The sequence below is a fragment of the Corynebacterium silvaticum genome (assembly GCF_004382825.2).
GTDB classification, from domain to species: domain Bacteria; phylum Actinomycetota; class Actinomycetes; order Mycobacteriales; family Mycobacteriaceae; genus Corynebacterium; species Corynebacterium silvaticum.
In genome coordinates, this window is record NZ_SDQO02000001.1 from 591,523 (window position 1) to 603,860 (window position 12,338).

General features: G+C 52.8%; 10 protein-coding genes and 2 pseudogenes. 4 read left to right on the forward strand and 8 right to left on the reverse strand.

Translation table 11 applies throughout. The features are described from left to right. Position 1 precedes the first annotated feature (1 nt). From galE to ET810_RS02780, 6 genes and pseudogenes are all read right to left on the reverse strand, one after another. Positions 2–986, reverse strand: a pseudogene (galE, locus tag ET810_RS02755) (UDP-glucose 4-epimerase GalE). 16 nt (positions 987–1,002) lie between these two features. Next, entirely contained in the window at positions 1,003–1,683 is a 681-nt protein-coding gene (locus ET810_RS02760) for a metal-dependent transcriptional regulator (RefSeq protein WP_087454108.1), read from the reverse strand. Between the two features lie 272 nt (positions 1,684–1,955). After that, positions 1,956–2,945 (reverse strand): sigma-70 family RNA polymerase sigma factor, encoded by a 990-nt coding sequence (locus tag ET810_RS02765; protein ID WP_014525892.1) that lies wholly within the window; start codon positions 2,943–2,945, stop codon positions 1,956–1,958. 138 nt (positions 2,946–3,083) lie between these two features. Beyond that, positions 3,084–3,518: a D-aminoacyl-tRNA deacylase gene (gene dtd / locus ET810_RS02770; protein ID WP_087454902.1), complete on the reverse strand. Its 435-nt coding sequence runs from the start codon at positions 3,516–3,518 to the stop codon at positions 3,084–3,086. Positions 3,519–3,523: 5 nt separating this feature from the next. Next, on the reverse strand, positions 3,524–5,050 hold the full coding sequence (locus ET810_RS02775) for a DUF7782 domain-containing protein (RefSeq protein WP_134317663.1): 1,527 nt from the start codon (positions 5,048–5,050) through the stop codon (positions 3,524–3,526). A 167-nt stretch (positions 5,051–5,217) separates the two neighbouring features. Then, positions 5,218–5,725: pseudogene (locus tag ET810_RS02780) on the reverse strand (DUF3099 domain-containing protein). A gap of 59 nt (positions 5,726–5,784) precedes the next feature. On the opposite strand from ET810_RS02780, the gene ET810_RS02785 reads away from it, so the two are divergent. The 3 genes from ET810_RS02785 (at position 5,785) to ET810_RS02795 (ending at position 8,397) form a co-directional block, all read left to right on the forward strand. Beyond that, complete coding sequence (locus ET810_RS02785) at positions 5,785–6,024, forward strand: DUF3039 domain-containing protein (protein WP_013242069.1); 240 nt, start codon at positions 5,785–5,787, stop codon at positions 6,022–6,024. Beyond that, positions 6,021–7,727 (forward strand): DEAD/DEAH box helicase, encoded by a 1,707-nt coding sequence (locus ET810_RS02790; protein WP_134315928.1) that lies wholly within the window; start codon positions 6,021–6,023, stop codon positions 7,725–7,727. The genes ET810_RS02785 and ET810_RS02790 overlap by 4 nt, the downstream gene beginning before the upstream one ends. A 160-nt stretch (positions 7,728–7,887) precedes the next feature. Then, a complete protein-coding gene (locus tag ET810_RS02795; RefSeq protein ID WP_087454105.1) occupies positions 7,888–8,397 on the forward strand; it encodes a hypothetical protein in 510 nt (169 codons plus the stop codon). 82 nt (positions 8,398–8,479) lie between these two features. On the opposite strand, the gene ET810_RS02800 is transcribed toward ET810_RS02795, so the two are convergent. Then, positions 8,480–10,057 carry an RNA polymerase sigma factor gene (locus tag ET810_RS02800; protein ID WP_087454104.1) on the reverse strand — a complete coding sequence of 526 codons (1,578 nt, stop codon included), beginning with the start codon at positions 10,055–10,057 and terminating at the stop codon, positions 8,480–8,482. A gap of 366 nt (positions 10,058–10,423) precedes the next feature. Beyond that, positions 10,424–11,176 (reverse strand): polyphosphate--glucose phosphotransferase, encoded by a 753-nt coding sequence (gene ppgK, locus ET810_RS02805; RefSeq protein WP_087454103.1) that lies wholly within the window; start codon positions 11,174–11,176, stop codon positions 10,424–10,426. Positions 11,177–11,405: 229 nt separating this feature from the next. Between ppgK and ET810_RS02810 the strand changes: the two genes are divergently transcribed. Then, positions 11,406–12,338, forward strand: coding sequence for an inositol monophosphatase family protein (locus ET810_RS02810; protein WP_134315927.1), 933 nt, complete (start codon positions 11,406–11,408; stop codon positions 12,336–12,338).

The window sequence follows — 12,338 nt, forward strand, 5'->3', positions numbered from 1 at the left end:
GTTATCTAGGTGCGCTATGGGCACGTTCATCCCAGATGAGAGGTAAAAGCCCACGCATCTTCAACAATGGTGGAGAGATCGGTGCGCGTAGGACGCCAACCCAGTTCCGACTGGGCTTTGGCCGAAGACGCAATCAAAACAGCAGGATCACCAGCTCTGCGTGGTGCAACCTCTGCTGGAATGGGATGTCCCGTCACGGTACGGCACGCTTCTATGACCTGTTTGACCGAGAAACCTTCCCCGGAGCCAAGATTGAAAATTCTATGGACACCCGGTTGATTGGATTCCATAGCTAGAACGTGAGCATCGGCGAGATCGCGGATATGGATGTAATCGCGGACCGCAGTGCCGTCCTCGGTCGGCCAATCGTCACCGAACATAAGAATCTTGTCGCGGTGTCCCAAAGCAACCTGGAGTATCAGAGGAATAAGGTGGGTTTCCACTTCGCGATTTTCACCGATGTTTCCGTAAGCTCCGGCAACGTTGAAATAACGCAGGCTTGTAGCGCTCATGCCATAAGCTTGTGCATAAGACGTGATGGCGTGGTCGATAGCAAGCTTAGTGGCACCGTAGGGGTTGGTTGGTTGGGTGGGGAAGTCCTCTGTGATGGGGACTGAAGCTGGTTCGCCGTAGGTTGCTGCAGTCGAAGAAAAAACCAGATTTGCTACGTTGTTGGCGCGCATCGCATCCAGGAGCGCCAATGTGGTAACAAAGTTGTGCTGCCAGTACTCGGAGGGTTTTTCCACCGATTCGCCGACCAAGGAGCGTGCTGCAAAGTGTAGGACGGCATCGTATGAATTAGATGCAAGTATCTCGTTGGCTTTGTCGCGGATATCTCCCTCGACGAGAATGGCTCCAGCAGGTACGGCCTCCCTGTTGCCAGTAGAAAAGTTATCCACGATTGTAACTTCGTGGCCCTGCTCTAGAAGGACTGCAGCGCAGACGCTTCCTACATATCCAGCTCCGCCAGTGACAAGGAGTTTCATGCCTGTACCCTTTAAATTAAATTTCTTCGATTCGTACTGCGTGAGCTAGGTCGTCGATAAGCTCTACTGTTTTTTCGCCATGCGTAATGGTGACTCGGCCATCTACTTCGCTGAGCGTGACAGTTGTTCCGATTCGGATGTCTGCGTCAATGAGAGCCTGGAACTGGTCAGAATCTACCTGAAGTATCTCGTTGATCTGAACGATCCGCACGTCTCTAGGGGTGGAACGGGCTACATCGACGGCACGCTTACCTGGTTCTTCCTTCTTCTTGAGGGAAACGCCAAGCTCATCTAGGCCTGGGATTGGGTTGCCAAAGGGGGAGCGCGTGACATCATCGAGGACCTCGACGAGGCGTCGTTCCACTTCGTCGCTCATGACGTGTTCCCAGCGGCATGCTTCATCGTGAACTTTGTGGATATCTAGGCCAATAATGTCTGTAAGGAGACGCTCTGCGAGGCGGTGCTTTCGCATCACGGCGGTGGCTAGAGCTCGTCCAGTAGGTGTCATTTGAAGGCTGCGGTCGGATGCGACTACGACAAGGCCGTCACGTTCCATACGTGCAACGGTTTGGCTGACAGTAGGACCTGACTGATCGAGGCGTTCGGCGATGCGTGCACGAAGGGGAGTGACTCCCTCTTCTTCCAGCTCATAGATGGTCCGCAGATACATTTCTGTGGTATCGACCAAATCTTTCATTATTTAACCTCTTTCCTTTATCCACCGTGGGGCAGGCTAATCAAAGTTCGTGGCGAGTTCTCCTACATAAATCTATATGGATTCTGTCGAACTTGCAGGTTTGGACTAAGTAGCATGCATGCGGGGTGTAAACCACGCACGCTAGCAATAGCGTATCAGAATGGGTTGTTGAAAATAAATTGAACAATCCAATTAATCGGTAGTGAAAAGTTAAACTCCCTTGAAGCGAAATCCTTCCTGCTTCAAGGGAGTCTCTAGAGTGTATGGGTGAGCTAGATTGCGTAGGCGCGAAGCTTGTCGGCGCGAGCACCGTCGCGAAGCTTAGTCATAACCTCGCGTTCGATTTGGCGGACGCGTTCACGGGATAAACCGAATTGACGGCCGATCTGATCAAGGGTGCGGGGGACACCATCGTCTAAGCCATAGCGCATGCGGATGACATCTTGTTCACGCTGCTCAAGAGTGTCAAGGACCGAACGAATATCGGAGTGACGCAATGAAGCAACGACCGCGGACTCGGCATCGGTTGCCTCAGAGTCTTCAATAAAGTCACCCAGAGGGGCTTCTTCATCAGCGCCGACGGGCATATCTAGACTGACTGGATCGCGAGACTGGCGTAGCAGAAGCTCAATCTTGGACTCATCGATTCCGGATTCTTCTGCAAGCTCCTCATTGGTGGCTTCCCGGCCAAGGTGTTGGTACATTTCACGCTTGATCCGTGAGAGCTTGTTCACCTGTTCCACTAGGTGAACAGGGAGACGAATGGTTCGGGATTGATCCGCCATGCCTCGCGTGATTGCCTGCCTGATCCACCACGTTGCGTATGTGGAGAATTTAAAGCCCTTGGAATAATCAAATTTTTCCATGGCTCGGATAAGCCCGAGGTTGCCTTCCTGGATGAGGTCGAGAAGCGGCATGCCACGGCCTGTATAACGCTTAGCTAGGGAAACAACAAGGCGAAGGTTTGCCTCTAGGAGGTGCGCGCGTGCTTTGCGTCCGTCTTTGACCAAAACCTTAAGGTCGCGCTTCATTGCGCGCGTTAGCGGTTCTTTAGAGTCCTCTAGAAGATGCGCGGCATAAAGCCCAACCTCAATAGTTTGGGCCAGCTCCACTTCATCTTCTGCGGATAATAGGGCAGTTTTACCGATGCCATTGAGATAAACGCGGACGAGGTCTGCAGAGGGATTATCGTTAGTTTGTCCACGGCGACTTCCGCGGTCAATCAACTCCTGAGCTAGTTCTTGGCTGGATGATTCTGTCATCATGACCTCCTCAAGTCGGCGCTTCTATGGGACTCAACGGAAAACCCCCTAAGAAAGTTCCCGATTGCCTTCGATGGATTAACTCGGGGTTATCTCTTAGCCCCGAAAGAGTGCAATTGGATAATCTTTTCGGCTTAATCAACACTCCACTATCACGGTGAAAGGTCCTTGATTAACGGAAGCGACCTCCATCATCGCACCAAAGTGGCCCTCTTCCACGTGAATCTCACGTTGCCTTAATGCTGTGGCAATCTTTTCCATGATGGGCTCTGCTTGTTCTCTCGGAGCAGCCTCTGACCATGAAGGTCGTCGGCCTTTGGCCGTGGCACCCATAAGCGTGAACTGGCTGACTAAAAGAACAGGGGCCTGTGCCTCGGAAACACTTTTTTCTCCTTCAAGAATGCGAAGCTCCGCGATTTTCCGAGCCATTGTCTTCCATGCATCGGAGTCGTCGTCTCTTCCTACTCCTACCAGTGCGAGAATCCCTCCCGTAACCGGGGCGTCAATGCTGCCGACGATATGACCATCGACGGATACAGATGCCGAACTTACTCGTGTGAGGACTGCGCGCATTGTCATCACCAACCCGTTGTGATGTCTGCGGGAAGAATAATCCCATGTTGAATGAGAGCGACGATGGGTTGAATGAGGGCTGCGTGGAGGGAGCTATCCTCAAGTCCGTTGCTAAAAGCATAAAGGTCTGCGACTTCGCGCAGGGGCAGCCCAGCTGGGTGTAAGCCAGCAATAATGGCGGCAATGTGGTGATCTACGTCGTGAATAAAGCGGAAACCATCGGTGCGCGTCAGCCTTAACGCAGCTGGTGCAAATCCCATGCCCGTCTCCAGATCTGTTGTAGAGACATCTTCTTTGGCCACACCAGGGCGCAGATAATACTGGGCATCCAAAATTGCCTCCGCGTCTTTATCCCGCAACCATTCCATTCGCACAAAGTGTTCTTGGATCTCATCGCCCACATAGGCGTCGATGGGGTGGGAGACGTTCTCAAAGACCACCTCGGAGGGGAGATGATCGTCGATACGCTTTATCGCGATGAATCCGAATCCCACTGCGGTGACGTTCGCGCGGTCAAAATGCTGCAACCAGTGTTGTGTGCGTTGTGCTCCCTCGCTGCTGCGGGGATCTATGGATTCGTCCCTCAACCAGGTGTTGACGTAGTCGATGCTATCGACGGTGTCTCGCTGGATGAACCATGCTGATACTCCCAGCTCTGGAATCCATGACGCAACTCGTGCCGGAACAGATTCTTCTTCCCGATACACCCAGGACCCCAATGCGTGAAGGCAGCCCTGTTCTTTGAGATGCTCGACTCCACCTCGGACAACACACTCGGTGGCTCCATCTAGATCGAGGCCGGAGTCGCGATAGACATGTCCAATTTCTGGGGGACCGACAACAAAGGGCGGGTTGGCTACGATCCGATCAAATTTTTCGCCGGCCACGGGCTCAAACCAAGAGCCAGAGCGTATGTCGAGCGATACGTTATTTGCTGCACCGTTGGCTTCAGCAAAGTCAAGAGCGCGATCGTGGACATCAGTAGCGACGATCGTGCGCGCGTGCGGAGCTTGGCCCAGTGCTTGGATGCCGGATCCTGCGCCGAGGTCGAGCAACGTGTGGACAGGCGTGCGTGGGGTCGTCGAGAGTAGCGATAAGCTGGCGGCGCCGATACCAAGCACATGGTCTTTCCCCGGGACGTGGTGTGCGACCATAGAGGCATCCATGTCAGAAAAAACCCAGACTAGTCGACCATCGATCAGGGTGCTGCGAATATCAATCCCGATAGTAACTAGGGAGTCCTTCTCCTGCGCCATCCCGAGCGTTAAAAGAGTGTCGATGATCTGCGCGCCGAGAACGCTGTCAAGGTGCTGTCGAGGTACCTCAGCATGGACCAGGAAAGCTCGTATCAGGATGGCTAGTGGTTCTTCTTCTCGCGTACGCAGTGCATAGAGGATCGATGCAGGTTCACCTCGGGCTATAGACGAGAAAGCTGCAGGTCCTAGATATTCTTGGAGCGCGGCAGGAGTGAAGCCTGCCTCTTCAAGCGTCTGGACGAGCTGGGGTGAGATCTCAGTGAGAGTACTGCGCATGTATGTAGCACGTCTTTCTGTGAAACGGCGTGGGGAGAACCGTGGGTGAAACACTGTAGAAACCGTAACAGGTTAAGCGACGGAAGCTAAAGGAAGGAGCATTGAGAAGGTTGTAGCGTGTCGACGCCTGCCGGTGCCGCTCACAGTTTCGTATTGCGCTACAGCGGTTACGTAGGATTTTGTGAGGCGTCATTGTCTGCGTCATCAGCGTCAATAACCACAGGCTGATTTGTTGTCGTGGAGGGACCAGAAATCCGCTTTTGATTGCTGTAGACGTCATTCAAATACCGTTCTTGTTCCCGTGCCGCAGCAGGTTTGTACACGGTTGGTGCGCGAGGATCTCTTTTCTCTCCTACGCCATTGGCAATGACGACGGCGATCCAGGGGAGAGGTACGCAGATGACAAACAGGATGACTGATAGAACCATGTTGTGCATCCAGATATATGCGGCCATGGCTGCGAGCAGGAAAGGGATCCTTAATCCTTGAATCCAGGAGTAGACAACTTCGCGGTGATGGCGATCTTCTGAGGGGCTCTTCTTGGCATCGGTGACTAATTCCACACGATGGCCCACGAGGCGGCGTAAAACACGAGCCTTTCGGGCTTAGCTTGAGCTCGGCTACCTCAGTATCCGCAAGATTATGCTCACTGTGATCTCCTTGATGCTGCTGCATAACCTCCTAGGGTAGACCCACGTAGTCGAGACCACACATCGTGGTGCAATATAGGTGGAGTGAGTACGAGCACGCAGACCATCGAACGTCCAGACATCAGAGAAGACAATCTCACTGGTGATGACACCCCGAAGTTCTTCCATTACGTGAAAAAGGATCAGATTGTTGATTCTGCGATTTCAGGGAAAATGGTTGTCGCTCTCTGTGGGGAGACCTTCCCTGTGACCAAACAAGCTAAGCCTGGGTCACCTGTGTGCCCGGATTGTGAACGTATCTATAGGGGCCTACGTAAAAAGTGAAAAGCGACCTACGCGCCTGGCAGCGCAAGGCGCTTACCAAGTATTTGATGAAGGGCCCGCGGGACTTTCTTGCAGTGGCCACGCCTGGAGCCGGTAAGACCACCTTTGCGCTCAGAGTGGCCACGGAGTTAAAAGAAAACCGTACGGTTGACAGGGTCATCGTGGTGGTTCCTACGGAGCACCTAAAAGTGCAGTGGGCGCAGTCAGCGGCACGAGTGGGGCTAGCTCTAGACCCTTACTTTAAAAACTCCGATGCAGTTAATCCCCAATACGATGGTATCGTGGTGACCTATGCGCAGGTTGCTATGCACCCGTTTAAGCATCATGCGGTGTCTACCGCAAAGCGTTCCTTAGTCATCATGGATGAGATTCACCACGGCGGCGATGCCAAAAGCTGGGGCGATGGAATCCGCGATGCGTACGGTGACGTGGAACGTCGATTAGCTTTGACCGGAACTCCTTTCCGCTCGGATGATTCCACGATTCCGTTTGTTCGCTATGAAGAAGATGGTGAAGGGCACCTCGTTTCCCAATCGGATCACACGTACGGTTACTCGGATGCGTTGGCGGATGGCGTAGTGCGTCCCGTGGTGTTCTTGGCCTATTCTGGCGAAGCCCGCTGGCGCACAAACGCGGGGGAGGAGTTCGCCGCGCGTTTAGGGGAACCTTTGAACCCGGAGCAAACGGCGCGCGCATGGAAGACTGCTCTCGATCCCAGAGGCGATTGGATACCTGCGGTGCTGCAAGCCGCACATACGCGGCTACTACAGCTACGCAAACACATCCCTGACGCAGGCGGTCTTGTGATCGCAACGGATAAAACGACGGCGCGCGCCTACGCCAAGATTTTGGAGCGTTTATCTTCCTCGCCTGTCACCGTGGTGTTGTCTGACGAGGCCGGGGCTTCGCAACGCATTGAAGACTTCAACGGCTCTACCGATGAATGGATGGTAGCAGTGCGTATGGTGTCTGAAGGTGTGGACGTTCCTCGCCTTGCCGTTGGCGTGTATGCAACATCCGCATCCACCCCGCTATTCTTTGCACAGGCAATCGGGCGATTCGTGCGATCCCGCCGAAAAGGCGAGACCGCATCGGTATTTCTTCCTTCTGTTCCCGTGCTGCTTGATCTGGCGGCGAAGCTGGAGAACTCTCGTGATCACGTTTTGGGTAAGCCAGATAGGCCCAGCGAAGGCTGGGATGACGAGCTATTAGCCCAAGCGAACAAGGAAGAGATTGAGAAGGATGACCTGCCTAGCTACGAGTCGCTGGGAGCGGACGCAGAGCTAGATTCGCTGATCTATGATGGTTCATCCTATGGGACGGGTACCTTCGCAGGATCGGATGAAGAGGCTGATTACTTGGGGCTTCCGGGGCTTCTCGACGCCGACCAGATGCGAGCGTTGCTCCGAAAGCACCAAACTGAGCAACTTGATGCGCGAGACGCGGAAGCGAAAGAGCGCGAAAAGAATGAGGAAAGCATTAGGACAGCGCAGCAGCAGGAACCTGCAGACAGGGTTGCAAGCGTTGAGATTCCTCGACTTCGCAAAGAACTCAATGCTTTGGTGTCGGTGACAGCTTCACGCACTGGTAGGCCCCACGGCGCTATTCACACTGAGGTGAGAAAAAAATGCGGTGGCCCTCCTACCGCCATGTGCTCGGCTGAACAGCTCCAAGCACGTATCGATTATTTACGACGTTGGTAAAAGATCGGGTGGGACTCGTGATCTGCTGAATACGTGATCTGCTGAATAGATTGCGCATGTCTGATTTAATTGAAAAAGAAACACTATTATTGCGAAACTAATTACCTTGATAGGCATAATGGAGCCTACAAGTATTGACACTTTTACTCGGAAGGACATTATGACCACCCCGAAGAACCCCTATGGCAATAATGAGAATGATTTTGGTGACGGCCTGTCACAATCGAATTCAATGCCTGCTTATCCTGGAACCGGGAACCCTGAAGGGGCTTATGGCCAAGATTCCTTCAACGGCATGAACTACGGCAATCAAGGGTATGGTGCAGTACCTCCGGCGAACAACACTATTGCTTATTGGGCGCTGGGCTTTGCTATCGTCTCTATTCTCGCCATCTTCAGTATCGTAGGCCTGGTTTTTGCCTTTATTCCAGCGCTCATTGCCATCATTCTGGCAATTATTGCGCTGATGAAAGCACGCAAGATGCCTTTAGGGTCTAAAACCCGTAAAGGTATGTCTATTGTCTCGCTGGTTCTTAGCGTGCTGGCTATCGTTGCTTCACTGGCAATCATTGCAATTGTGGGCCCCCTTGTCGTAGAAACGGTTAATAGCTGCGGTGACCTTCCTCAAGAAGCGCAGCAGCAGTGTATCGAGGATCAACTAACTAAATAAGGTGAACAACTAAAAGCATAAGCGTATGGCGGCCCTCCCGATCTGGGAGAGCCGCCATACGCTTAGCCGTAGCTATGACCAACTAATCAAGATAGTCACGGAGAACCTGAGAACGTGACGGGTGTCGTAGCTTAGACATAGTCTTAGACTCGATCTGGCGGATACGCTCACGAGTAACCCCGTAAACCTGTCCGATCTCATCGAGGGTTCTAGGCATGCCGTCAGTGAGACCAAAACGGAGTTTAACCACGCCAGCTTCACGCTCTGAGAGCGTGTGGAGGACATCCTGCAATTGATCCTGCAGCAGAGTAAAAGAAACTGCGTCGACAGCGATAACTGCTTCCGAGTCCTCGATAAAGTCGCCGAGCTGACTGTCACCTTCGTCGCCGATAGTCTGATCAAGGGAGATAGGCTCGCGCGCATATTGCTGGATTTCGAGGACCTTTTCCTCGGTAATATCCATTTCCTTAGCCAACTCCTGCGGGGTGGGCTCGCGTCCCAAATCCTGCAGCAGCTCACGCTGGATTCTACCCAGCTTGTTAATGACTTCCACCATGTGGACAGGGATACGGATGGTTCGCGCTTGATCCGCCATTGCACGGGTAATGGCCTGTCGGATCCACCACGTAGCATACGTAGAGAACTTGTAGCCCTTGGTGTAATCGAACTTCTCTACTGCGCGGATAAGACCAAGGTTGCCTTCTTGGATCAAGTCTAGGAAGGCCATACCGCGACCGGTGTAGCGCTTAGCCAGCGAAACCACGAGACGCAGGTTGGCTTCTAGCAAGTGATTCTTAGCCTTGCGGCCATCGCGAGCGATAGCACGAAGATCGCGTTTAACGGCGGGGGTTAATTTTGCTTCCCGATCTCCGTTGTTAAAAGCCTCTTCCATCTGCTCCATGCGGTAAGTGGCGTAGAGGCCAGCCTCAATGCGCTTAGCCAGAGAGACTTCTTGCTCAGCATTGAGCAGAGCGACTTTACCGATCTGCTTCAGATAAGCGCGTACCGAGTCTGCGGAGGCTGTGAGTTCCGCATCTTTACGCGCTTGACGTAGTGCAGCGGATTCGTCTTCGTCCCAGACTGAAGAACCCTCGTCCTCTTCCTCATCCTCAGACTCTTCAGAGGCTTCTTCCTCATCGTCATCACCGAGAACCGATACGAGATTGTCTTCTTCATCATGAAGATCATCGTCTGCGTCATCGAGAGGATCGTAGTCATCGCTATTGTCGGTCTCGAGCTCGTCTTCATCGGTAGCTTCCAGTTCGGGCGAAACCTCTACTGGCTCTTCGACTTTGGCTGCACGCTTAGGGGCTTTTTTAGCTGCTTTTTGGGCTGCTTTCTTAGCCGTCTTTTTAGCGGTTTTTTTAGCCGCCTTCTTCACAGGAGTGGAATCCTTCAACTCGACAGAATCCGATTCGATGGATGACGCGGTGGAGGATTCAGCTTCAATACCGCCGACGGGACCCACTGTTGCGGATACCGGCTCAGCTTTGCGCGGAGCAGCCTTTCGAGCGACCTTGCGTGCCGTCTTCTTCGCTGCGACTTTCTTTGCCGTCTTCTTTGCGGCAGGGGCGGCTGCTTCACCGGCAGGAGTGCCAGAAAGACCGGTGCCGCTAGCGCGTGCCGTTGCGGAAGATTCTGAATTATCAGTGGCTGCCACGTACGCCCTTTCGATTGGATGAGTGAGTTTCCTCGTAAAAAGTTTGATGCCGGATAAGACATGAAGAACAGAGCTGTTTCTTACCAGCCTAAGGGCGTTAACCCGATGGAAGCTTTAACGTCACAGGCCTCATTATTGTTCCCTGCTTAACATGTGCGCTTTAATAAAGCTCAACAAATGGGAGGACGCAGGGGGAACTAGAGGCTGGACGAGGAAGTTCCCAGGCATTTTACTCATTACGACTTGGACAAAGCGCCATTATAAAACATTTAAGGAGATCGCGGGGTTTGAGGGGTCGTTACTCGTAAAATACGACCGGTTTTAGTCGTAACGACCCCATGAGATGTGGGTGAGTTTTACGTTGTCCTAAGGCCGGATGTTTTGGTCTGCTGCCATTGCCGCTCCTACGATACCTGCGGTATTACGTAGTTTTGCAGGCACAACGGGTGTATCAATGGTGAGCTTGGGTATCCATTTATCGGCTTTGCGTGAGATTCCACCGCCTACGATAAAAACATCTGGCCAAAAGAGGCGTTCATATTCGCTGAGAACTTTAGAAACTCGCTTGGCCCATTTGGTGTAGCTTAGCTCTTCGCGCTCTTTTACTGCGGAGGAAGCTAGATGCTCAGCTTCTTTTCCTTCTACGATCATGTGCCCGAGCTCTGTATTGGGGAACAGGACTCCGTTGATAAAGAAAGCGGAACCGATGCCGGTGCCTAAGGTGAGTAAAATAGCGGAACCGCGGCGCGCTTGGTCTTCTCCAAAAGTTACTTCGGCGATGCCTGCCGCGTCGGCGTCGTTAAGCACTGCGACGCTGCGTCCACCTAGAGTCTTTGTAAATAATTTTTGAACATCAACATTGATCCATGATTTGTCGATGTTGGCGGCGGAAAGAGCTACCTGATTCCGGATTACAGAGGGGAGCGTTATCCCTACTGGTCCTTCCCACTCGGCCTCTGTAACAATGCGGGAAATCGTTTGAGCGACCGCTTCGGGGGTGGCGGGTTTGGGCGTTAAAATCTTGATCCGATCTCCGACAAATTCACCGGTATCGAGATCAACACGGGCGCCTTTAACCCCAGATCCACCAACATCAATGCCAAAGCCAATTCGTGTCATGAATTTGAGCTTACTGAATGGCAAGCGTCTGCGAGCGCAATTGCCGCACATTGGCGTCTCTACGCGACATAAATAACTCACAGAGCGTGATGATGGATCTGGAAGGAGCTGTATGAGGACCTTTTGTGTCCGTTGTGCTGCATAATCTAGGGAAAGAAGCGAGAATGGGTTGCGAGTACGCAGTTTTGTAAAAGATGTCACTTTCGTGATCGAAGGACGGTGGAGCAGCATGTCAGACAACAATATTCACAGTGCCGATTCATATGTGACGCAAGAGGGCTATACGTGCATTCGGGACGAACAAGCGATAGCCCTTTTGACTACAGAGCACGATACCGAGATAAGCAATGCGGTCCAGCTTGCAGGCGATGCCATTGCGATTGCTGACTGCGCTGCGGCAGCTATTAGAAGACAGGTTGCGCAGCTGGGGGACATATCCGATTTTGTGCAGACGAAGTCTTCTCCGGTGGATCCTGTGACTGTAGTGGATACGGAAGCGGAGAGAATTATCACTGAAGAGATTGCTCGCAGACGTCCGAGCGACGGCATTATTGGCGAGGAAGGCAGCGATCTGGTGTCCGTCAGCGGGGTGACCTGGATCGTTGATCCGATTGACGGTACCGTCAATTTTCTCTATGGGATTCCTCACTATGCGGTATCGATTGCAGCTGCGATAGATGGCAAGGTCGTTGCCGGGGCGGTGGTAAATGTGGTCACCGGGCGGATATATGCAGCCGCAATAGGCGCGGGCGCGATCGCTGCTGATGAAGGCGGAGACTGGTCAGTCATTGGGGTTCGGTACGTTCGTGACCTAGCCACAGCACTTGTGGCCACTGGGTTTTCTTATGCAGCTAAGCGGCGGAAAGAACAAGCGGAATTGCTTGTCCATGTGTTGCCTCACGTGCGTGATATTCGCAGAATGGGGAGCGCCGCTTTAGATCTATGCTCGGTGGCTGAAGGAAAAATTGACGCTTATTTTGAACACGGGCTTAACTCATGGGACTACGCTGCAGGTGCCTTGATCGCAGCCGAAGCTGGCGCTGTTGTCCGAATTCCTGCTCTTTCTACGCCGGGAACGTCGGGGGAGATCTTGTGGGTATCCTCACCTAGCATTTCGATAGAGCTGGAAAAGCTTATTACCTCCCATAACGTGCGTAATTAA

Excerpts from the sequence above, each read along its gene's own strand:
- ET810_RS02760 (WP_087454108.1), bottom strand. The coding sequence starts at position 1,683 with ATGAAAGATTTGGTCGATACCACAGAAATGTATCTGCGGACCATCTAT.
- ET810_RS02765 (WP_014525892.1), bottom strand. The coding sequence starts at position 2,945 with ATGACAGAATCATCCAGCCAAGAACTAGCTCAGGAGTTGATTGACCGC.
- dtd (WP_087454902.1), bottom strand. The coding sequence starts at position 3,518 with ATGCGCGCAGTCCTCACACGAGTAAGTTCGGCATCTGTATCCGTCGAT.
- ET810_RS02775 (WP_134317663.1), bottom strand. The coding sequence starts at position 5,050 with ATGCGCAGTACTCTCACTGAGATCTCACCCCAGCTCGTCCAGACGCTT.
- ET810_RS02795 (WP_087454105.1), top strand. The coding sequence starts at position 7,888 with ATGACCACCCCGAAGAACCCCTATGGCAATAATGAGAATGATTTTGGT.
- ppgK (WP_087454103.1), bottom strand. The coding sequence starts at position 11,176 with ATGACACGAATTGGCTTTGGCATTGATGTTGGTGGATCTGGGGTTAAA.
- ET810_RS02810 (WP_134315927.1), top strand. The coding sequence starts at position 11,406 with ATGTCAGACAACAATATTCACAGTGCCGATTCATATGTGACGCAAGAG.